Raw genomic sequence first — 20,550 nt, 5'->3', positions numbered from 1 at the left:
AGAGTCGTTTGTGTAAGTGGATAGTTATGCTGCGGAGTAACAATGGGAAAATAGCATTCTGTTCAGCATCGGGTGCATAAAATCCCTCTCCATACGCGTGCGCGTGCGTATATAAATAAGGTGGAAATAAAGATTTGCGGTGATAGAGAATGAAGAGCATTTGTCCTACCACCTTGTTCTCCTGTGTGGCGACAGCCATAAAAGGAGTTATGCCGGGTGTTTTTTCAAGAATCTGAAAAAGCTCCAAGCTATGAAAAAAGTCGCCTTCCAATAAATGCGGCATTTCTTCCAGTTTACCATATATTTCTACTTCATATTTTCTCACGGAGGCAAAAATAATAAATTTATCATAAAAAAGCAAGAAAAAGGGCTCCTCTATCGTTATTTTTTAGTATTTTTGCATAAAAAGTAGAACTTTAAACAAAATTACGTATGAAAATAGTGTTTATTGGGGCAGGTAATCTTGCTACCAATCTTGCGCTCGAAATATCGCAATCAGAACATCAGATTGTGCAAGTTTTCAGTAGAACTTGGGAGTCGGCCTCTCTATTGGCTGAGAAGGTGAATTGTGAGCCTGTCAATGAGATGAGTAAGGTGGTCTGTGATGCAGATTTGTACATAGTTTCAGTGAAGGATGATGCGCTTGAAATGCTTATTCCTGAACTGTGCAAAGGAAGAGAAGATAAGATGTTTGTTCATACAGCTGGTTCCATGCCGATGGATGTTTTCAAAGATTATGCCCGTCATTATGGCGTATTTTATCCGATGCAGACATTTACGAAAGACAAAAAGGTTGCATTCGAAAATATTCCTATTTTCATTGAGGGATGTGGTGCTTTCGAAACTTCTTTCCTGAAGAGGTTGGCAGAACAGATTTCTCGTAGTGTCTATGAATTGGATTCTGATAATCGTAAGTATCTGCACCTGTCAGCTGTTTTTGCTTGTAATTTTGCGAATCATTGCGTAGCTATAGGTCAGCGGATTCTCGAAAATCATCACATTCCTGGCAGTGTTCTCCGTCCTCTGGTTATGGAAACTATGGACAAGGCTTCTTCGCATTCGGCAGCTGAAGTGCAGACGGGACCGGCTATTCGTGATGATCGGAACGTAATGGAGAAACAAATGCAACTCCTTGAAAAACAGCCAGAACTACAGCAGATTTATGAAATGATGAGCAAAAGCATATTCAAGTTCAAGAGATAAAACTGTTATCGGTTTAAGTTTGCAGTTAGGATTTTTCAGTACTAAAAACAGAAACAATTATGATTAATTACGATTTAAATAAGATAAAAGCAATCATCTTTGATGTTGATGGAGTACTTTCAAGACAGACCATCACGCTTTCCAGTGCCGGCGAACCTTTGCGTACTGTTAATATCAAAGATGGCTATGCCATACAGCTGGCTCAGAAGAAAGGTGTTCGTATCGTAATTCTGACAGGCGGTAATTCTCATGCCATACAGGTACGCTATGAAAATCTTGGTGTAGAGGATATCTTCATGGGATGTTCTGTAAAGATAAAGACTTATGAGGAGTTCAAGCAGAAATATTCAATTACAGATGAGGAAATAATATATGTAGGTGATGATATTCCTGATTATGAGATTATGCGTCGTTGCGGATGTCCATGTTGCCCAGCAGATGCATGCTCCGATATTAAAGAAATTTCTATTTATATCTCGGCTTGTAACGGAGGTGATGGTGTGGGACGTGATGTCGTAGAACAGGTACTGAGAGCCAAGGGTTTATGGCTTTCAGATGCTAAGGCATTTGGCTGGTAGAATTTAGTTAATAGTTGAAAGTTGATAGTTTATAGTAGAAAGTTTGCAACTGAATTTTAATCATAAAGTTCAAAGTAATAAGGTTTAAAATAGATGAATTATAAGATCATTTTGGCGAGTAATTCGCCTCGTCGCAAGGAACTTCTGGCAGGTTTGGATATTCCTTTTGAGGTGAAGGTGATTAGTGGTATTGATGAAAGTTATCCTGCTGACCTCGATGCTTATCAGGTGGCAGAATTCATCTGCAAGAAAAAGGCTGAGGCTTATCGCTCGCTTTTGAACGGAAATAATAGTGTTGAAGAGTTGGACGAGTCAGAAACTTTGATTCTTACAGCAGATACGGTTGTGATTGCGCCAACAGCTGGCGAACAGAATGACCAGGAAGGAAAGGGAGTCATTCTCGGGAAGCCTCGTGATGCTGAAGATGCCAGACGAATGCTGAAGATGTTGAGCGGAAAGACGCATCATGTAGTTACAGGTGTTTGTCTTACTACCCAGCATAAGCAGCGTTCCTTTTCAGTAACAACAGAAGTGACGTTCAAACCGCTTTTTGATGATGAAATCAGTTATTATATAAATCATTATCAGCCGTTTGACAAAGCTGGCGCCTATGGTATTCAGGAATGGATTGGCTACATAGGTTGTACGGGGTTGAAGGGGAGTTATTTTAATGTGATGGGGCTTCCGGTTCAGCGTATCTATGAGGAATTGAGGCGAATTTAGATTTTTTAAAATTAAATATTGTTCTATGTCGTAGATAATGAGTATCTTTGTGCGTTTTATGTAACTAACAAGGATTATGAGTGAAGAAATTTTAGCAAAAGCTCATGAGGTTTTGGACAATTATATGGAGAGCAATCATCACCGGCGCACTCCGGAGCGTTCCACTATCCTCGACACCATTTATTCTATGGGAGAGCATTTCTCGATAGAAGATTTGGGCAGAGAGCTACTGAAAAAGAATTTTCGCGTTAGCAGGGCTACGCTTTATAACACATTGCATCTGTTCCTGGAACTAAGGCTTGTGGTAAAGCACAGTCTGGCAGACGGCACCAAGTATGAGGCCAGTTATAGCGAGGAAAATCATGTGCATCAGGTTTGCACGATTTGTGGCAAGGTAACCGAAATTGTAGCACCGCAGGTTACTGCTGCTGTGAAGGATATCAGGATGCAGCGCTTTCGTAAAGATGCTTATGCTCTTTACATCTATGGCGTATGCAGCGGCTGTCAAAGCAAGATGACTCGCAAACGCAAAAAAGAATAAGTATCAAGATAAAAAGATAAAAAATGAACACAGGTAAAGTAGATGTCCTGCTGGGTTTGCAGTGGGGCGATGAAGGTAAAGGTAAGGTGGTTGACGTGTTGACCCCTAAGTATGATGTCATTGCTCGTTTCCAGGGTGGTCCTAATGCTGGACATACATTGGAGTTTGAGGGCGAGAAGTATGTGCTTCGCTCTATCCCTTCTGGTATTTTCCAGGGTGGTAAGGTGAACATCATCGGCAATGGTGTGGTTTTGGCTCCAGACCTCTTTATGGGTGAGGCTAAGGATCTTGAGAAGAGCGGTCATGATTTGAAGAGCCGTCTTTACATCTCTAAGAAGGCACATCTCATCATGCCTACTCACCGTGTACTCGATGCTGCTATCGAGGCTTCTAAGGGAAAGAACAAGGTAGGTACTACTGGTAAGGGTATCGGTCCTACTTATACTGACAAGGTTAGCCGTACCGGTCTTCGCGTAGGCGATATCCTTGACAATTTCGAGGAGAAGTATGCTGCTCACAAGGCTGCTCATCTCAAAACCATCGCAAGTCTCGGTTATACCGACTTCGATATCACAGAGGTTGAGAAGACCTGGATGGAGGGCATCGAATACTTGAAGCAGTTCAAACTTATTGATAGCGAGGTAGAAATCAATAAGGTGCTCCGTTCTGGCAAGGATATACTCTGCGAGGGTGCTCAGGGTACTATGCTCGATGTTGATTTCGGTTCTTATCCATTCGTTACTTCTTCTAATACTACCTGTGCAGGTGCCTGCATAGGTCTGGGTATCGGCCCTAACCGCATCGGCAATGTTTATGGTATCATGAAGGCTTACTGTACACGTGTTGGTGCAGGTCCATTCCCTACAGAGCTTTTCGATGAGACTGGTGCCAAGATCCGTGACCTCGGTCATGAGTATGGTGCTGTTACCGGTCGTGAGCGCCGTTGTGGCTGGTGCGATCTTGTACAGCTCAAGTATTCTGTCATGGTGAATGGTGTTACCGAGCTTATCATGATGAAGAGCGACGTGCTCGATGGCTTCGATACCATCAAGGCATGCGTGGCATATAAGTTGAAGGATGGTTCTGTTACAACAGATTTTCCATACGAAATCGATGATGTAGAACCTGTTTACAAGGAGTTCAAGGGCTGGAAGACAGATATGACTAAGTTCACATCTGAAGATCAGTTCCCACAGGAGTTCAAGGATTATATTGCTTTCGTAGAAGAGTTCCTTGAGACTAAGATCGGTATCATTTCTATCGGTCCAGACCGTGCTCAGACTATTGTACGCAAGTAAATTATATAGTGTTTAATGTTTAGTGTTTAATGTTTACTTTGAGGTGTTTACATGGCGCTAGACATTAAACATTTAACATTCATATTAAACATTAATAAATGGCTCAGAAACCAAGTATACCAAAGGGCACGAGAGATTTTGGTCCTGTTGAGATGGCGAAACGCAACTACATCTTCAACACCATCAAGGAAGTGTATGCTCTTTATGGATTCCAGCAGATTGAAACCCCTGCCATGGAAACCCTTCAGACTTTGATGGGCAAGTATGGTGAAGAGGGTGATAAACTGCTTTTTAAGATATTGAATTCAGGCGACTATATGAATAAGGTGAGCGATGAGGATATTCATTCTCTCGGATCACTCAAATTAGCAGCGAAACTTTGTGAGAAAGGCCTTCGTTATGACTTGACCGTTCCTTTCGCACGTTACGTAGTGCAGCACCGCGAGGAGTTGCAGATGCCTTTCAAGCGTTATCAGATTCAGCCCGTATGGCGTGCAGACCGCCCTCAGAAGGGACGTTACCGTGAGTTCTATCAGTGTGATGCCGATGTGGTTGGCTCTGATTCTCTCCTGAATGAGGTCGAGTTGATGCAGATTGTTGATACCGTGTTCACTAAGTTTGGTGTTCGTGTATGCATCAAGATTAATAACCGCAAGATTCTTACCGGTATTGCAGAGGTTATCGGCGAGGCTGAGAAGATTGTAGATATCACAGTGGCCATCGATAAGCTTGATAAAATCGGACTTGACAATGTAAACGAAGAGTTGCGCAATGACGGCATTTCTGAAGAGGCTATTGAGAAGTTGCAGCCAATCATCTCATTGTCAGGAACTAATGATGAGAAACTTGAAGTGATAGCGAAGGTTCTCGAAGGTTCAGAAGTTGGTTTAAAGGGTGTAGAGGAAACCAAGTTTATCCTCGATACCTTGAAGACTCTTGGCTTGAACAACGAGATAGAACTGGATCTCACTCTGGCTCGTGGCTTGAACTATTACACAGGTGCAATCTTCGAGGTGAAGGCGCTTGATACTCCAATGGGAAGTATTACAGGTGGTGGTCGTTACGACAACCTCACCGGCATTTTCGGTTTGCCAGGTTTGAGCGGTGTTGGTATCAGTTTTGGTGCTGACCGTATTTATGATGTGTTAGGTGCGCTCGACCTTTATCCGAAGGAGGCAGTAAATGCTACTCAGGTACTGTTTATCAACTTCGGTGAAAAGGAGACAGCTTACTGCCTGCCTATAGTAAGTGCAGCTCGTGCAGCCGGTATCCGTACCGAAATCTTCCCTGATAAGGCGAAGATGAAGAAGCAGATGAGCTATGCCAATGCCAAGAATATTCCGTTTGTGGTGCTTGCAGGTGAGAATGAGATGGCTCAGGGCAAGGTTACGCTTAAGAATATGGAAACTGGCGAACAAACCTTGGTTACTGCCGAGGAATTGATAGCCAAAGTAAATAAATAATACTCTCTTTCTCGTCCTCTCGTGCTCGTATATGTGAATATGCAGTGCGGCAGGGCGAGAGCTTTTTATGTGTTAGCATGTATGCCTAACTATAATTTTAGTAACTTCTAAAAACTACAGACAAATGAAAAAAATAAAAGCTATTTTATGTGTATTCATACTGGTGTTGCTGATGACATCCAGCACAAAGACAACAACGATTTTTGTAATAGGTGATTCTACTGCTGCCGAGAAAGGTGGTTTTAGAAATAATCCAGAGCGAGGATGGGGGATGGTATTGCAAGGCTTTTTTGATGACAAGGTGATTGTTGACAATCATGCTGTTAATGGTCGTTCTTCTTTGAGCTTTATCAATGAAGGAAGATGGAAAAAGGTTTTGGATAGAATAAAGCCAGGTGATTATGTGTTTATCCAGTTTGGGCATAACGATGAGAAGTCAATGCCTAACCGTCATACTGATCCGGGATCTACTTTTGATGCAAACCTTGCCAGATATGTAAATGAGACCCGTGCCAAGGGTGGTATTCCTGTACTGTTCAATGCGGTGGTTCGTCGCTGCTATTATTCTGCAGAATTGAAGAATGATGATGACGAGAAGCTTCGCAATAAAGTATATGATGGAAAGGAACAGATTAATAGCGATACGCTTATCGACACCCACGGAGCTTATGTGATAGCTCCCCGCAATGTAGCAAAGCAGCTGAATGTTCCGTTTGTTGATGCTACCAAGATTACCCACGATATAGAAACGGGCATGGGTATTGAAGGCAGCCGCAAATTACATATGTGGTTTATGCCTGGCGAGAATCCGCAGGTTCCTAAGGGTAAGAAAGATAATACCCATTATAATGTATATGGTGCACGTGTGGTTGCCGGTGCGCTTGCTGATGCTGTAGCTGAGCAGGTGCCAGCGCTGAAGTCTCATGTCTGCCATTATGATTATGTAGTCTCTGCAGAAGGTCGAGGCAATTTCATGGATTTGCAGAAGGCTGTAGATGCGGTTCCTGTAGGCAAGAAGGCTGTTATCCGTATTTTGGGTGGTGAATGGAAGAAGCCAATCATCGCAAAAGGCAAGAAGATTAAGTTTGTAAAGTCATTTGGTGCTAAAATCAAATAGTAACAGGCTTTTTTAAAACTCCCGATATCTTTGAAATTACATGGCGATGTAAAAGTCTGTGCGTCGTGACATAGAACAAAATGCATCGCCATGTAGTAAACCAATACATAAAAGGAGTACTTTCACAAGCACTCCTTCTCATATTATACAAAAACATTATGAATTATTTCTATTAGCGAACAAGATTTTAATTTCTATCTTTGTCTCAATTATCTAAAAGTTTCAAACGTTCACCAGAATTGCTTTTGGCAAGGGGCAATTCCTACTCGTAGGATAACCTCAGTTCTGATGTTTATCATTTACGGTTGCAAAGGTACGAAGATTTTTATAATTGTGCAATACCTAAAAATGGGGGTTTTGATGAATACCTAGAAATGAGGAATGAAAATGGGGGAGAGTAGATATGAAAAAAGGAAGTCCTTATTGAAGAACTTCCTTTTTTATGAGGTGTCTAGCGGAGTCGAACCGCTCTACACGGTTTTGCAGACCGTTACCTAACCGCTCGGTTAAGACACCTTGTGTAGAACAATCATTTCTGATTTGCGAGTGCAAAGGTACTACTTTTTATTGGTTCTACCAAATTTTTATGCAACTTTTTTAATAAAAACAATCACTTTCTTTGTATCTTGCTCATAATGAGTGGGTTCTGAAATGCTTTATTTTTGTCTGGTTTCCTCGCTGCATGACAGTAAAAGTAGTTTTAGCAGCTCTTTTATGAGAGCTACTCTTGTTCTTTCCGCTGAGTAGCCTCTTTCTTTTTATTCTTTTGGCATTTCTCAACGAACGGGCAACCTGAACATTGATAGTTTTTACACTCTCGTGCTTGTTTGATGGAGCGGTAGATACAAATGGCGGCATACGTGATGCATGCCGCCAATATGATTGCTATGATGATATACTGTATCATAAGCATAGGTAAATTAACATAATACTAACCTACGGCGTTATAACCATTGGTTGAGTTTTTGCGCATGATGTCGCGGATGTTCATCTCCTTGAAACCCTCTGCGCGTTTCTGCTCTTCAAGCTCTTTCTCTTCCTCGATGTCCTTTTCTGAACGGGTGAAAGTTAAAGCCTTGTACTTAAATTCTGCAATCGCCCAACCTACGAGGCCCACAGCGATTAATGCAGCAAATCCAATTAATGCGTTCATTTCTCTTTATATTATAATAATGTATAAACTGAATTAATAATCATCGTCGGCTACGTCTTCTGCATCATCAAGACCGAGGTTCTCCGGGTCTTCGAAGGTAGTACGGTAGCTTTCCTCAGTAAGCTTGTCGTCATCGAATGCATCGTCATCCTCATCTGGATCGTTGTAGTGATCCTCGATTTCTGGTGCATCCTCGTCTTCATCCTCGTCTGGGTCGAGCAGGTCGTCGTTGCGTTTCAAATCATTCTCATCTTCGAATCTCATGCGAACCTTTTCTACCTTTGGCTTCTCCTTGGCAAAGATAGCTTCTACCCAAGAACCTTTTGGTACCACGAGCACTTCGTAGTCATCAGCGAGTTTCTTCTCGTACAGACCTCCTGGCTTTTTCAGGCGGTCAGCAGGAAGAGTAGTTGTGCTGATGTCGAAATTACTTTCGATGATGTCCTGGATGCTCTGAGGCAGACTCTCCCAGCCACCACCAAAGTTGCGCTCCAAGAGTTCGATGAGCTTATTGGCGGTGATGTGACTTACATTTTCGTAAGTAAGATCAGTAACACGCATGATAGGGCGCTTTTTGATGGCATACTTTTCTTTCTTGTCGTTGATACGGAAAGTGCCAATCTTAAAGCCGCGTGCCATCAGTTTGTCAATCACTTCAGGACGGTCTACCGTCACTGGTTCCATTTCGAATGCGCTGCGGATCACTGCGATATACTTGTTCTGGTAATCCTTGAGGTCAGCATCCTTTTCTGCTGCTTCCCAAAGACGGAACACATCGTTCTCCTGCAATTCCCAAATGCTACTTTTCGTAACATTCTTCAGTGTTAATATTTTATCTTTATTCATCTTCAATTATGTTTGTGTGTGCAAAAGTAAGTACTTCTTTTTATATATCCAAATTTTCTTGCTGTTTTTTTGTGTTTTTGGTCACTTTTTATTTGGAATTCGATTTTTTTCATTACCTTTGCACGTACTATGAGTGAACCGTTAGCTGAAAGAATGAGACCTCACACGCTTGCTGACTATGTAGGACAGCAGCATTTGGTAGGTGAGGGGGCCGTGCTGCGCAAGATGATTGACGCAGGGCGCATATCCTCTTTTATCCTCTGGGGACCCCCTGGAGTGGGCAAGACTACCCTTGCTCAAATCGTGGCACAAACCATCAAGGTGCCGTTCTTCACCCTCTCTGCGGTGACCAGTGGCGTAAAGGATGTCCGCGAGGTGATAGAAAGAGCAAAAAGTGGTAGATTCTTTAATTCGGCTTCTCCTATATTGTTTATTGATGAGATTCACCGTTTCTCCAAGAGTCAGCAGGATTCGCTTTTGGGTGCGGTAGAGAAGGGTATTGTTACGCTGATAGGTGCTACCACCGAGAATCCTTCATTCGAGGTGATTCGTCCGCTGTTGTCCAGGTGTCAGCTCTATGTGCTCAAACCGCTCGAAAAGGCTGATCTTGAAGGACTCCTGCATCGTGCCATTACGCAGGATGTAGAACTCAGAGAAAAGAATATTAAGTTGGAAGAGACGGGCGCGCTGCTGAGATATAGTGGTGGAGATGCCCGCAAACTGCTCAATATTCTGGAACTGGTGGTAGAATCTGCCGGATCTTCAGAGATTGTGATTACCGACAAGATGGTAGAAGAGCAGTTGCAGCAGAATCCGCTGGCTTACGATAAACAGGGTGAAATGCATTATGATATTATCTCAGCCTTTATCAAGAGTATTCGCGGAAGCGATCCCGATGCTGCGCTTTATTGGATGGCGAGGATGATAGAAGGAGGAGAAGACCCGCAGTTTATAGCCCGTAGGGTTGTGATCAGTGCCTCTGAGGATGTGGGACTTGCCAATCCGAATGCACTCCTGCTTGCCAATGCTGCCTTCGATACGGTGATGAAGATAGGGTGGCCCGAAGCGCGTATCGCCCTTGCTGAGGCTGTGGTTTATCTGGCCACGAGTCCGAAGAGCAACAGTGCTTATCTGGGCATTAATGATGCGCTGGCTACTGTACGGCAAACGGGTAATCTGCCTGTTCCGCTGCACATCCGCAATGCTCCTACCAAACTGATGAAAGATTTGGGCTATCATGACGGATATAAGTATCCCCACGATTATCCTGGACATTTCACAGAGCAGCAGTATCTGCCAGACGAACTGAAGGATGCCCGCTTCTGGCATGCGCAGCATTCGCCTTCCGAGGAGCGCCTCTACAACTGGATGGTTACCTGCTGGGGAGAAAGATTCAAGAATTAGTGATTTAGAATAGATATATGGATAATTAGAAATTGATATTTAGAACACTAACTGATACGAGAAAATGATGATACATGGCGATCCTGAATTCGTGCTCACGCTTCATAGCGTGATAGAATTCATCGGAACATTTGCTTTTGCCCTTTCGGGCATTCGTCTGGCTGCAAGTAAGCACTATGATTGGCTGGGCGGTTTTGTTTGTGGTGTGGCTGTAGCCATAGGTGGTGGAACCATACGAGATGTGATGCTTGGTGTGCGTCCGTTTTGGATGTTGAGCCCTATCTACCTGATTTGTACGCTGTTTGCGCAGTTGGTAGTGATTGCTTGCCACCGCTATCTCAAGCGTCTTGACAATACCTGGTTTCTGTTTGATACCTTGGGCTTGGCGCTTTTCAATATTGCGGGCATCCAGAAGTCGCTCGAATGTGGTTTCTCCTTTTGGGTAGCCATCATCATGGGCTGTATCACGGGTGCTGCAGGCGGTGTTATCCGCGATGTGCTTCTTAATGAAGAGCCGATCATCTTCCGAAAGGAGATTTATGCGATGGCTTGTGTCGCCGGTGGTTTAGCTTATTGGGGATTGAGCTATCTGGGTGTGAGCCTCTATATTACGGTGATTGTAGCTTTCAGTGTGGTCTGCGCCATCCGATTGCTGGCTGTAAGATACCATATTTCACTCCCGAAGCTGAGGGATGAAGAACAAACTGTAGAATGAAAAGGAAAAAATGAAATTGATAAATAACAGATAACAGATGAAAAGACTGAAAGCGATTTTGATGCTCGTTGTTGCTCTGATGCTGATGTCGTCGGCAACAATGAAGGCTCAGAACAAACGAGAGTTTCGTGGAGCCTGGATACAGTGTGTTAACGGACAGTATCTGGGCAAGAGTACGCAGCAGATCCAGGCGATGCTTACCAGACAGCTTGATGAACTGCAGAAGGATGGCGTGAATGCGATAATCTTTCAGGTTCGTGCTGAGTGTGATGCTCTGTATAAGAGTGATTTAGAGCCTTGGAGCAAGTTTCTTACGGGGGTGCAGGGAAAGGCTCCTTCTCCTTATTGGGATCCGTTGCAGTGGATGATAGAGCAGTGTCATAATCGTGGCATGGAGCTACATGCCTGGATTAATCCTTATCGTGCCAAGCATAGCGTAACTTCCTATGAGCAGGTTTCGCCGAAGAATATCGTGAAGAGGCGTCCTGATCTCTGTTTTCAGTATGGCAAGCTGACGCTGTTGAACCCTGGTTTGCAGGCTGCAGCCGACTATATTTGCGAGGTGGCTGTGGACATTGTAAGCCGATATGATGTTGATGGATTCCATATTGATGATTATTTCTATCCATATCCAGAGGCCGGACGCCAGATTCCTGATCAGCAGCTCTTTAGCCAGCAGTCGCGCGGTATGCGAAACATAGGTGATTGGCGCCGTGATAACGTGAGCCGGTTTGTAAAGCAGCTCAGCGAATCCATTCATGCCGTTAAGCCTTGGGTTAAGTTTGGTGTTTCTCCATTCGGCATCTACCGCAACAAGCGTACCGATCCTAATGGTTCAGAAACTTTCGGCCTCCAGAATTATGATGATCTTTATGCAGATGTTTTGCTTTGGGTGAATAATGGTTGGATAGACTATTGTGTGCCTCAGATTTATTGGGAGATAGGCAATCGTGCTGCCGATTACAAGACGCTCATAACCTGGTGGAATAAGCATGCTGGCAACCGCCCTTTATATATAGGTGAAGATATAGAGCGTACAGCCAAGTTTGCTGACCCAGTCAATCCGCGCAGTCATCAGTTGCCTGCCAAGCACCGTTTGCATCAGCAGATGAATAATGTGAAGGGCACTGTGCTCTGGTATGCGCAGACTGCTGCCGATAATGTAGGTAATATCGGACATACACTCCGCAACAATTATTGGAAGTATCCAGCATTGCCACCCTCTATGCCTTTCCTTGATAATAAGGCGCCAAAGGGGGTAAAGGGTCTCAAGCTGATGTGGACCGAGAAAGGTCCGCTGCTGGTATGGAAGGCTCCTAAGGCTAGCAAGAAAAAGTGGGGCGATCAGGTGAACCGTTTTGCTATCTACCGTTTTGAGAAAGGAGCTAAGGTAAATCTCAATGATGTTTCTGCACTCCAGGCAGTAACTTATGATAATTTCTATCGCATTCCTTATGTGAGTGGCAAGAAATATGTGTATGTAGTAACTGCTCTCGACCGTGTAGGAAACGAAAGTAAAGGTAAGAAAAAGAAAATTTCTTTTTAGATTGGTTAGATGATATAAACGGAAAGACCGTTAAAAACAGAAAAACCGTTGTACTCGATAGGAGAGAGTGCAACGGTTTTTTATTTTGTTGGGATGGGGGAGCGGGTAGTCCTTTCATCCTATATTTTTTTATTCTTTCAGCAGGTCGTTCAGGAAGTTATCCAAATCGTTGTCCAGATTCTCCATCAAGTCACCACCTACAATGATCGTATCATCGTCAGCAAGATAAAGCTCGCCAATATGCTCTTTATCGTCATCTTCGAGCACAAAGCTGTATGGCTTGAGAATGCCGAGATGATCTATGATATCAGCCTGTTTGCGCAATACATCGCGAAGCAGCTTAGCTACCTCGTCGTAGAAGTCTTCATCCTTGTTTTCTATCCATTGCTCAACAACGCAGCGGGTAATCTCGTTGTCATCGTCGTCAAAGGCCAGGAGTTCGCCACTGTCTTGCGAAACCCTTACGTGGATGTCGGTCATTTGAGAAGTCTCGTCGTCAGATTCTGGCGCAGGGAACTTTTGAGCCACTTTTCTGATAAAGCGCTCTACTTGCATGATTGTTTGCTCTAATGTTTCCATATCAATTCTTTAATAATCAATGCAAAGATACATAAAAAATTGATATCACCAAAAGAAGTTGCTAAAAAAAAGCATTTTTGCTTTTAATTTGTTCTCAAACTGCCTGATTCCAGGGTATAGATAACGTTTACGCTTCTTTTTTTATATTTTCTTTTCGATTTTGTTTGCCATTTCTAAATAATGTAGTATCTTTGCACTTGAATTGCAAAAATGCAATCTCAACATTACAAATGAATAACAAAATAAAACATTCTGGCATCGTAGAGAGCGTAGAAGAAGGTTGTGTGTGCATTCGCATCGTACAGTCGTCAGCCTGCAGCGCTTGCAAGGTGGCTGCTCATTGTACTGCATCTGAATCGAAAGAGAAGATGATTGAGGTTTCTACCTCAGAGGCGTCTCTCTACCACAAAGGCGATAGCGTGGTGGTGACTGCTGATTCGGCTGTAGGCTTCAGAGCCAGTTTCTATGGCTATCTCTTGCCGCTGATACTGATGGTGATCGCTTTGGTGGGTGTACTGAAAGCTACTCACTCAGAGGGAGCCGCAGCGCTCTCGGCATTGGGCATTCTCATTCCATACTATGTGGTGCTCTACTTATTCAGAAACAAACTTAAAAACAAACTGAGCTTCTCTATTGAATCATAGGGTATGTGATGTGCTCCTGTGGCTTCTGCGATGAGCCTTTATTTTAAAACAAAGAAAAAATAACAAAACAAAACATAAAAAATTATGAATTTTATTTTGATTGCTGTCTTGGTTCTCGGAGCAATCGCGCTGATTGCAGCGCTGGTTCTCTTCGGAGTATCTAAGAAGTTTGCCGTCGAAGAAGACCCTCGCTTGAGGCAGGTAGGAGAGATTCTGCCAGGTGCCAACTGTGGTGGTTGCGGTTTTGCCGGATGTTCCGGTATGGCTGCAGCTCTGGTGAAGGGTGCTGATGCCGGTTCTATCGATGGACTGATGTGTCCGGTAGGTGGTGCCGACGTGATGGGCAAGGTAGCCGACCTTTTAGGTATGGCAGTAGCCAATACCGAGCCAAAGGTGGCTGTGGTTCGTTGTAATGGTACTTGCGAGAATCGTCCTCGCATTGCCGAGTATGATGGTTTGCACACTTGTGCAGCTATGAATTCATGTGGCGCTGGCGAAACAGGCTGCGGGTTCGGCTGTCTGGGTTGTGGCGATTGCGTGGCTGCCTGCCAGTTTGGTGCAATCTCTATCAATCCTGCAACTGGCATTCCTGAGGTTGATGAAGAGAAGTGTACGGGTTGTGGTGCTTGCGCCAACGCTTGTCCACGTCATATCATCGAGCTCCGCAAGAAGGGTCCTAAGGGCCGTAGAGTTTACGTTCAGTGCGTAAACCACGACAAGGGTGCTGTTGCCAAGAAGGCTTGTAGCGTTGCTTGCATCGGATGCGGTAAATGTCAGAAGGTCTGCAAGTTTGATGCTATCACCATTGAGAACAATGTGGCTTATGTTGACTTCAATAAGTGCCGCATGTGTACCAAGTGTGTTGATGAATGCCCAACCGGTGCTCTCGTAAAAGTTAATTTCCCAGTTAAGAAGAAGGAGGAATAATCATGAATTTGAGAACTTTTAGAATTGGTGGAGTTCACCCAGAAGAGAATAAGATTACTGCCGAGATGGCTACTCAGGTAGCTCCTCTTCCTAAGCAGGCTATTTTCCCACTTGGTCAGCACATCGGTGCTCCTGCCAAGCCTGTAGTTGCCAAGGGCGACAAGGTGAAGGTGGGTACACTCATTGCTGAGGCTGGTGGCTTTGTGAGTGCTCCTATTTACAGTTCCGTATCAGGAACTGTGTTCAAGGTAGATACATCTATTGATGCTACCGGTTATCGCAAGCCTTGCATCATTATTAATGTAGAAGGCGATGAGTGGGAGGAGAGTATCGACCGCTCTGATAAACTCGAGACGCTTGAGGCTCATGCTGAGCTTACTCCAGAGGAAATCGTAAACCGCATCAAGGTAGCAGGTCTCACTGGTATGGGTGGTGCCGGTTTTCCTACCTTCATCAAGCTTTGTCCTCCTCCAGGAGCCAAGGCTGAGTGCGTCATCATCAACGGTGTAGAGTGTGAGCCTTATATCACAGCCGACTATCGCCTGATGATGGAGCATGCCGATGAGATTCTCGTTGGCTTGAACCTCCTGATGAAGGCGGCTCAGGTAGAGAAGGGCTACATCGGTATCGAGGATAATAAACCTGCTGCCATCAAACTCTTCGAGGAAAAGACTGCTAATGACGCTCGTATCGAGATTGTACCTCTGGCTAAGAAGTACCCTCAGGGAGGTGAGAAGCAGCTGGTGGATGCCGTTATCCGCCGTCAGGTTCCTGCTCCTCCAGCTATCCCTGTCAACGTTGGAGCAATTGTTCAGAATGTAGGTACTGCCTTCGCTGTTTATCAGGCAGTTATGAAGAATAAACCTCTCTTCGAACGCTATACCACCGTAACCGGTAAGCAGGTGAAGAATCCGGGCAACTTCCTCGTACGTATGGGTACTCCATTCTCTCAGATGATTGAGAATTGCGGAGGTTTGCCGGAGGGCGATAACAAGGTACTGGCTGGTGGTCCGATGATGGGTAAGGCTGTAATCAGCCTCGATGTACCGGTAACCAAGGGTACCAACTCCATCACCGTATTGACCGATGCTGATGCTCATCGCAAGAAGGCTCAGCCATGTATCCGCTGTGCCAAGTGTGTGGATGCCTGCCCAATGGGCCTGGAGCCATACTTGCTCGCTACCCTGAGCGTAGTGAAGGATTATGAGCGCCTGGAGGCAGAAGAGGTAACATCCTGCATCGCCTGCGGTTCATGCCAGTTCACCTGTCCTTCACATCGTCCTATCCTCGATAATATTATCAATGGTAAGGGTGCGGTAATGGGCATTATCAGAGCTCGCAACGCCAAGAAGTAAGCGTTCACGTCAAGAATGAATTTCATTTAAGAAAGAAATTAAAAGATAAAATGGGAAAATTAATCGTTTCATTATCGCCACACGCTCATGGAAATGAGAGCGTAGAGAAGAACATGTACGGAGTGATTATCGCTCTCGTGCCTGCCATCCTCGCATCTTTCTATTTCTTCGGCTTGGGTTCAGCAGTCGTACTGCTCTCCTCTGTGGCAGCCTGCGTCTTCTTTGAGTGGGCAATTACAAAATATCTCCTGAAGGAGGAGACCAGCTTGCTCGATGGTTCTGCCATCATCACCGGTATCTTGCTCGGCATGAACTTGCCAAGTAACCTTCCTCTCTGGATCATCATCATCGGTGCCCTGTTTGCCATTGGTGTAGGTAAGATGAGCTTCGGCGGTTTGGGTAACAATCCTTTCAATCCCGCTTTGGTTGGCCGTTGCTTCCTGCTCGTCAGCTTCCCTGCCCAGATGACTTCATGGCCTATAGCCGGACAGATGCTCAGCTATACTGATGCTACAACGGGTGCTACTCCGCTGGCTATCATGAAGACCGCTATCAAGACGGGCGATGCTTCTGTTCTCAACCAGTTGCCTGATGCGCTGAGCCTGCTCTTCGGTGCCACTGGCGATACCTTCGGTGCCGGTACTACCGGTGAGGTTTGTGCATTTGCCCTCTTGCTCGGTTTGGCTTACATGCTCTGGAAGAAGGTCATTACCTGGCATATTCCAGTCAGCATCATCGCTACCGTATTCGTTTTCAGCGGTTTGATGCATTTGGCTAATCCTGTTTATGCCAATCCTCTGGCTGTCATCTTCAGTGGTGGTCTGATGCTCGGTGCCATCTTCATGGCTACTGATTATGTAACCTCTCCGATGACCCACAAGGGCATGCTTATCTACGGTGTATGTATCGGTCTGCTGACCGTCATCATCCGTAACTGGGGTAGCTATCCAGAAGGTATGTCGTTCGCCATTCTTATCATGAATGCGTTCACACCTCTTATTAACACATACGTTAAACCAAAGCGCTTCGGTGAGAAGCCTGCTAAGAAATAAGGAGGACTGAGACATGCAGAAATTAGAATCATCATTAAAGAACATGGTGCTTGTGCTGGTGGGTATAGCGCTCATCGTAGGTGCCGTGCTTGCATATATCAATCATCTTACATCTGGTCCTATCGCCGAGAAGGCTGCACAGAGTCTGGCTGCCGGCATCAAGAGCGTGATGGGTACTGAAGAACTCCAGGTGGCTGAGCCTGAAGAGGTGAAGCAGGAGTTTGGCGGTAAGGAATTCTCTTTCATCATCCACAAGTGCTCTGACAAGAGCGGCAAGCAGCTGGGTGCTGCCGTAGAGAGTACTACCGGTGGTTTCGGTGGCGATCTGAAGGTGCTCGTAGGCTTCGATACCGAGGGCAAGATTATGGGTTATACCGTGCTTCAGGCTTCAGAAACTCCAGGTTTGGGCGCCAAGGCTGCTACGTGGTTCCAGAAAGACGGAAAGGGTAGCATCATCGGTAAGACTCCAATGGATGGCGACCTCCACGTATCTAAGGACGATAAGAGTGGCAATGCCGTAGACGCCATTACCGCATCAACCATTACCAGCCGCGCCTTCCTCAAGGCTATCAACCAGGCTTATGCCGTTTATGCCAAGAAGGATGTTGACGGCGAGAGCGGTGCATCTCAGAAAGCAGATGCAGAGAGCGGTGTATCTAAAGTTGAACATAACGAAAAGAAAGGATAAACCGATATGAGTAATGTTAAGATTTTGATGAACGGACTCATCAAGGAGAATCCAACCTTCGTGTTGCTTCTCGGTATGTGTCCTACTTTGGCTACAACAACCAGCGCCATCAACGGTCTCTCTATGGGATTGGCTACCATGGCGGTGCTGATTTGTACCAACTTTGTTATTTCCTGTATCAAGAAGATTACCCCGGATATGGTTCGCATCCCTGTTTTCATCGTAGTGATTGCAGCCTTCGTAACCATCCTTCAGATGTTGATGAGCGCTTATGCTCCCGACAGCATCAATCAGGCGCTGGGTATTTATATTCCGCTGATTGTAGTAAACTGTATCATCCTGGGTAGAGCAGAGAGCTTTGCTGCCAAGAATTCGCCTATAGCCAGCCTCTTCGATGGCATTGGTTGCGGTTTGGGTTTCACCCTTGCCTTGACCATCCTGGGTTGTGCCCGCGAGATACTCGGCGCAGGTAGTGTTTTCGGTATCACTCTGTTGCCGGAGACTACCAACATTCTGATGTTCATCCTGCCTCCTGGAGCTTTCCTCACCTTGGGTTACATCATTGCTATATTTAATAAGGTAAAGAAGTAAGCGTAGGCATCGCTTCAAATCAATGAAATAAAATAGAAATTATGGAATATTTATTGATATTTATCTCTGCGATATTCGTCAACAACATCGTCTTGTCGCAGTTTCTCGGTATCTGTCCATTCCTGGGCGTATCGAAGAAAGTTGATACAGCCATCGGTATGGGTGGTGCCATCGCTTTTGTCTTGACCCTGGCAACCATCATTACCTGGTGTGTTCAGAAGTATGTACTCGATCCGTTCGGATTGCAATATCTCCAGACCCTGGCATTCATCCTCGTGATTGCAGCCTTGGTTCAGATGGTAGAGATTATCCTGAAGAAGGTTTCTCCTGCACTTTATCAGGCACTCGGCATCTTCCTGCCTCTGATTACTACCAACTGTGCCGTGCTGGGCGTAGCCATCCTGGTTATCCAGAAGGATTACAATCTGCTAGAGAGCGTGGTTTACGCCTTCTCTACCGCTCTCGGCTTTGCCCTGGCTCTCATTGTCTTTGCCGGCATTCGCGAGCAGCAGGCTTTGGTCCGTATTCCTAAGGGCATGCAGGGCGTAGCTATCGTCATGGTAACTGCAGCGCTCCTCAGCCTCGCCTTCATGGGATTCTCGGGCGTAGATGGCGGTTTGAAATCGCTCTTCGGATTGGAGTAAAACTTTTACTGAAAGTTGATAACTGAACTTTCGCATATCAGGAAGTTAAAGAAGTTAAGGAAGTTAAGGAGTTAAGACGTATGTCTTGCTGCTTAAAAACTACGCCAAAAAGACTGTTGTCTTAACTCCTCAGCGACCGTAGGGAGCGATAACTCCTTTAACTCCTTTAACTTCTGAGCTTGCGAAACTTGAATTGATAAAATAATAATGGGAATTTGCGAATGGTATGAACCGATGCAAATTCCCATTTTTTTTGTACTTGATTTTTCTTTCTCTCTTGCTTGAGGTCTTGATTTTTCTTAACTCTCTGTCTTTATAAACTTGAAATTTTAACTCTTTCTCTTTTCTTATCTTCTGTGTCCGAAGCTTCCACCGCCATTGTTCTTGCTTGGTGTAGAAGAGCGAGGGGTGAATCCGCCGCCACGGTTGCCAGACCCGCTGCTGAATGAACGGCTCATGCTGCTGCGGTTGCCCCCGAAGATATTACTTCTTCCGCTTCCGAAGCTGCTGTTTCCGAAACCACGGCTGTTGTTTCCGAAACCACGGTTGTTGCTGGTGCTGCTGTTGCTGCTGCCGAAACCGCGGCTGTTGCTGGTGCTGCTGTTGCTGCTGCCGAACCCGCGGTTAGGGCGACTGTTGCTATTGCCGAAACTACGGTTGCTGCTGTTGCCGAAACCCCCGTTGTTATTTCCGAAGCCTCCGTTCTGAGGGCGGCTGCTGTTTCCGAAGCTAGCGTTGTTGTTAGGGCGGCTTGCATTACCGAAACCACGGTTTGGGTTCATCTGAGGTCTGTTCTCGCGGTTCAGATTACCGAAAGATCTTCCTCTGCCGTAATCACCACGGTTGAATCCGTCTCTCATACCTACTCTGGGATGTCCTCCTGGGTGAGGGCCGCCGAAACTTCTTCCGTAATACCAGCTTCTGTTTCCGTTTACTCGCCAGCTATGACCTCCACGGTAAGATACGTAGAAGTGAGGGCGACCGAAGTAGAAATAGTCGCGGCGCGGATAGCGGGCGTAGATGCCGAAGTGCCAGTAGCCCGCATGCCAGTAGAGCGGACGGTAGAAATAGGTGGCATTGAGATATGTTCTGTACTGCCAGTCGAGCAGGATATAGCTCAAATCCATATTGCGCTGGCGCCAGTAAGCACCATACAGGTCATCGTATGTATCTACACTCATCAGGTAGTCAAGGTTCACCTCGTAAGCTGCCTCATACTGGTCTTCCGTAAGATTGAGCTCGTAAGCCATCTTGTCTGTCAGGAAGAGAGCCTGCTGTCTTGCCTGCTCATAACTCATTGCAGAAGCGGTAGTGAATGTCATCATGAACATGGCTACCAGAGCTATTATCATTCGTTTCATAATCGTATATCTTTAAATTGTTATACTTCATGTTTCTTTTTCTGGTGCAAAGATACGATGTTTTTTGCTTCCACGGTCGGGATTTCCCCTAAAGGGGTGGGGGAAAATCCCTACTTCTTTAT

21 protein-coding genes and 1 tRNA gene are annotated in these 20,550 nt (G+C 45.2%); 17 read left to right on the top strand and 5 right to left on the bottom strand.

The features are described from left to right. Positions 1-432 precede the first annotated feature (432 nt). The 7 genes from NQ544_RS05475 to NQ544_RS05445 all read left to right on the top strand — a co-directional run bounded on the left by NQ544_RS05475 (position 433) and on the right by NQ544_RS05445 (position 6,923). Positions 433-1,203: a Rossmann-like and DUF2520 domain-containing protein gene (locus NQ544_RS05475; protein WP_006848678.1), complete on the top strand. Its 771-nt coding sequence runs from the start codon at positions 433-435 to the stop codon at positions 1,201-1,203. A gap of 59 nt (positions 1,204-1,262) precedes the next feature. Next, positions 1,263-1,781, top strand: coding sequence for a KdsC family phosphatase (locus tag NQ544_RS05470; protein ID WP_006848677.1), 519 nt, complete (start codon positions 1,263-1,265; stop codon positions 1,779-1,781). Positions 1,782-1,874: 93 nt separating this feature from the next. Further along, positions 1,875-2,504 (top strand): Maf-like protein, encoded by a 630-nt coding sequence (locus NQ544_RS05465; protein ID WP_006848676.1) that lies wholly within the window; start codon positions 1,875-1,877, stop codon positions 2,502-2,504. A gap of 76 nt (positions 2,505-2,580) precedes the next feature. After that, positions 2,581-3,045 (top strand): Fur family transcriptional regulator, encoded by a 465-nt coding sequence (locus NQ544_RS05460; RefSeq protein ID WP_006848675.1) that lies wholly within the window; start codon positions 2,581-2,583, stop codon positions 3,043-3,045. Positions 3,046-3,068: 23 nt separating this feature from the next. Continuing rightward, on the top strand, positions 3,069-4,343 hold the full coding sequence (locus NQ544_RS05455; protein WP_006848674.1) for an adenylosuccinate synthase: 1,275 nt from the start codon (positions 3,069-3,071) through the stop codon (positions 4,341-4,343). A 98-nt stretch (positions 4,344-4,441) separates the two neighbouring features. Beyond that, positions 4,442-5,806, top strand: coding sequence for a histidine--tRNA ligase (hisS, locus tag NQ544_RS05450; RefSeq protein WP_006848673.1), 1,365 nt, complete (start codon positions 4,442-4,444; stop codon positions 5,804-5,806). A gap of 124 nt (positions 5,807-5,930) precedes the next feature. Next, complete coding sequence (locus tag NQ544_RS05445) at positions 5,931-6,923, top strand: rhamnogalacturonan acetylesterase (RefSeq protein ID WP_006848672.1); 993 nt, start codon at positions 5,931-5,933, stop codon at positions 6,921-6,923. A 445-nt stretch (positions 6,924-7,368) separates the two neighbouring features. On the opposite strand, the gene NQ544_RS05440 is transcribed toward NQ544_RS05445, so the two are convergent. From NQ544_RS05440 to NQ544_RS05430, 3 genes are all read right to left on the bottom strand, one after another. After that, positions 7,369-7,439: transfer RNA gene (locus tag NQ544_RS05440), tRNA-Cys, on the bottom strand. 415 nt (positions 7,440-7,854) lie between these two features. Further along, complete coding sequence (locus NQ544_RS05435) at positions 7,855-8,076, bottom strand: hypothetical protein (RefSeq protein ID WP_006848670.1); 222 nt, start codon at positions 8,074-8,076, stop codon at positions 7,855-7,857. A gap of 33 nt (positions 8,077-8,109) precedes the next feature. Next, the gene (locus tag NQ544_RS05430) at positions 8,110-8,922 is read right to left on the bottom strand and encodes a hypothetical protein (RefSeq protein ID WP_006848669.1); all 813 of its coding nucleotides are present in this window, start codon (positions 8,920-8,922) and stop codon (positions 8,110-8,112) included. Positions 8,923-9,051: 129 nt separating this feature from the next. Between NQ544_RS05430 and NQ544_RS05425 the strand changes: the two genes are divergently transcribed. The 3 genes from NQ544_RS05425 to NQ544_RS05415 all read left to right on the top strand — a co-directional run bounded on the left by NQ544_RS05425 (position 9,052) and on the right by NQ544_RS05415 (position 12,587). Further along, entirely contained in the window at positions 9,052-10,326 is a 1,275-nt protein-coding gene (locus tag NQ544_RS05425; protein WP_006848668.1) for a replication-associated recombination protein A, read from the top strand. 67 nt (positions 10,327-10,393) lie between these two features. After that, on the top strand, positions 10,394-11,041 hold the full coding sequence (locus NQ544_RS05420) for a trimeric intracellular cation channel family protein (protein ID WP_040553558.1): 648 nt from the start codon (positions 10,394-10,396) through the stop codon (positions 11,039-11,041). Positions 11,042-11,078: 37 nt separating this feature from the next. Beyond that, complete coding sequence (locus NQ544_RS05415) at positions 11,079-12,587, top strand: glycoside hydrolase family 10-like protein (RefSeq protein WP_006848666.1); 1,509 nt, start codon at positions 11,079-11,081, stop codon at positions 12,585-12,587. Between the two features lie 129 nt (positions 12,588-12,716). Here the strand turns inward: NQ544_RS05415 and NQ544_RS05410 are convergent, their stop codons facing one another. After that, on the bottom strand, positions 12,717-13,166 hold the full coding sequence (locus NQ544_RS05410; protein ID WP_006848665.1) for a hypothetical protein: 450 nt from the start codon (positions 13,164-13,166) through the stop codon (positions 12,717-12,719). A 230-nt stretch (positions 13,167-13,396) separates the two neighbouring features. On the opposite strand from NQ544_RS05410, the gene NQ544_RS05405 reads away from it, so the two are divergent. The 7 genes from NQ544_RS05405 to rsxA all read left to right on the top strand — a co-directional run bounded on the left by NQ544_RS05405 (position 13,397) and on the right by rsxA (position 19,067). Next, positions 13,397-13,810 (top strand): SoxR reducing system RseC family protein, encoded by a 414-nt coding sequence (locus NQ544_RS05405; protein WP_006848664.1) that lies wholly within the window; start codon positions 13,397-13,399, stop codon positions 13,808-13,810. Positions 13,811-13,894: 84 nt separating this feature from the next. Next, complete coding sequence (locus NQ544_RS05400; RefSeq protein WP_006848663.1) at positions 13,895-14,737, top strand: Fe-S cluster domain-containing protein; 843 nt, start codon at positions 13,895-13,897, stop codon at positions 14,735-14,737. Positions 14,738-14,739: 2 nt separating this feature from the next. Beyond that, on the top strand, positions 14,740-16,092 hold the full coding sequence (gene rsxC / locus NQ544_RS05395; protein ID WP_006848662.1) for an electron transport complex subunit RsxC: 1,353 nt from the start codon (positions 14,740-14,742) through the stop codon (positions 16,090-16,092). Between the two features lie 50 nt (positions 16,093-16,142). After that, entirely contained in the window at positions 16,143-17,144 is a 1,002-nt protein-coding gene (locus tag NQ544_RS05390) for an RnfABCDGE type electron transport complex subunit D (RefSeq protein ID WP_006848661.1), read from the top strand. Between the two features lie 13 nt (positions 17,145-17,157). Continuing rightward, positions 17,158-17,832 (top strand): RnfABCDGE type electron transport complex subunit G, encoded by a 675-nt coding sequence (locus NQ544_RS05385; protein WP_006848660.1) that lies wholly within the window; start codon positions 17,158-17,160, stop codon positions 17,830-17,832. Between the two features lie 6 nt (positions 17,833-17,838). Next, positions 17,839-18,423, top strand: coding sequence for an electron transport complex subunit RsxE (gene rsxE / locus NQ544_RS05380; RefSeq protein WP_006848659.1), 585 nt, complete (start codon positions 17,839-17,841; stop codon positions 18,421-18,423). Positions 18,424-18,464: 41 nt separating this feature from the next. Continuing rightward, positions 18,465-19,067, top strand: a complete 603-nt coding sequence (rsxA, locus tag NQ544_RS05375) for an electron transport complex subunit RsxA (RefSeq protein ID WP_006848658.1) — start codon at positions 18,465-18,467, stop codon at positions 19,065-19,067. A gap of 347 nt (positions 19,068-19,414) precedes the next feature. Here the strand turns inward: rsxA and NQ544_RS05370 are convergent, their stop codons facing one another. Next, positions 19,415-20,428: a hypothetical protein gene (locus tag NQ544_RS05370; RefSeq protein WP_006846437.1), complete on the bottom strand. Its 1,014-nt coding sequence runs from the start codon at positions 20,426-20,428 to the stop codon at positions 19,415-19,417. Positions 20,429-20,550: the final 122 nt, after the last annotated feature.

Origin of the sequence: Segatella copri DSM 18205, assembly GCF_025151535.1 — a bacterium.
Taxonomy (GTDB): domain Bacteria; phylum Bacteroidota; class Bacteroidia; order Bacteroidales; family Bacteroidaceae; genus Prevotella; species Prevotella copri.
The sequence above is the reverse complement of the archived record's forward strand: the minus strand, read 5'-3'. Positions and strand labels throughout refer to the sequence as shown.

Excerpts from the sequence above, each read along its gene's own strand:
- NQ544_RS05385 (WP_006848660.1), top strand. The coding sequence starts at position 17,158 with ATGCAGAAATTAGAATCATCATTAAAGAACATGGTGCTTGTGCTGGTG.
- rsxA (WP_006848658.1), top strand. The coding sequence starts at position 18,465 with ATGGAATATTTATTGATATTTATCTCTGCGATATTCGTCAACAACATC.
- NQ544_RS05435 (WP_006848670.1), bottom strand. The coding sequence starts at position 8,076 with ATGAACGCATTAATTGGATTTGCTGCATTAATCGCTGTGGGCCTCGTA.
- NQ544_RS05460 (WP_006848675.1), top strand. The coding sequence starts at position 2,581 with ATGAGTGAAGAAATTTTAGCAAAAGCTCATGAGGTTTTGGACAATTAT.
- NQ544_RS05430 (WP_006848669.1), bottom strand. The coding sequence starts at position 8,922 with ATGAATAAAGATAAAATATTAACACTGAAGAATGTTACGAAAAGTAGC.
- rsxE (WP_006848659.1), top strand. The coding sequence starts at position 17,839 with ATGAGTAATGTTAAGATTTTGATGAACGGACTCATCAAGGAGAATCCA.
- NQ544_RS05425 (WP_006848668.1), top strand. The coding sequence starts at position 9,052 with ATGAGTGAACCGTTAGCTGAAAGAATGAGACCTCACACGCTTGCTGAC.
- NQ544_RS05415 (WP_006848666.1), top strand. The coding sequence starts at position 11,079 with ATGAAAAGACTGAAAGCGATTTTGATGCTCGTTGTTGCTCTGATGCTG.
- NQ544_RS05400 (WP_006848663.1), top strand. The coding sequence starts at position 13,895 with ATGAATTTTATTTTGATTGCTGTCTTGGTTCTCGGAGCAATCGCGCTG.
- NQ544_RS05405 (WP_006848664.1), top strand. The coding sequence starts at position 13,397 with ATGAATAACAAAATAAAACATTCTGGCATCGTAGAGAGCGTAGAAGAA.
- rsxC (WP_006848662.1), top strand. The coding sequence starts at position 14,740 with ATGAATTTGAGAACTTTTAGAATTGGTGGAGTTCACCCAGAAGAGAAT.
- NQ544_RS05445 (WP_006848672.1), top strand. The coding sequence starts at position 5,931 with ATGAAAAAAATAAAAGCTATTTTATGTGTATTCATACTGGTGTTGCTG.
- NQ544_RS05465 (WP_006848676.1), top strand. The coding sequence starts at position 1,875 with ATGAATTATAAGATCATTTTGGCGAGTAATTCGCCTCGTCGCAAGGAA.
- NQ544_RS05420 (WP_040553558.1), top strand. The coding sequence starts at position 10,394 with ATGATACATGGCGATCCTGAATTCGTGCTCACGCTTCATAGCGTGATA.
- NQ544_RS05470 (WP_006848677.1), top strand. The coding sequence starts at position 1,263 with ATGATTAATTACGATTTAAATAAGATAAAAGCAATCATCTTTGATGTT.
- NQ544_RS05455 (WP_006848674.1), top strand. The coding sequence starts at position 3,069 with ATGAACACAGGTAAAGTAGATGTCCTGCTGGGTTTGCAGTGGGGCGAT.
- NQ544_RS05410 (WP_006848665.1), bottom strand. The coding sequence starts at position 13,166 with ATGGAAACATTAGAGCAAACAATCATGCAAGTAGAGCGCTTTATCAGA.
- NQ544_RS05475 (WP_006848678.1), top strand. The coding sequence starts at position 433 with ATGAAAATAGTGTTTATTGGGGCAGGTAATCTTGCTACCAATCTTGCG.
- NQ544_RS05370 (WP_006846437.1), bottom strand. The coding sequence starts at position 20,428 with ATGAAACGAATGATAATAGCTCTGGTAGCCATGTTCATGATGACATTC.
- NQ544_RS05390 (WP_006848661.1), top strand. The coding sequence starts at position 16,143 with ATGGGAAAATTAATCGTTTCATTATCGCCACACGCTCATGGAAATGAG.
- hisS (WP_006848673.1), top strand. The coding sequence starts at position 4,442 with ATGGCTCAGAAACCAAGTATACCAAAGGGCACGAGAGATTTTGGTCCT.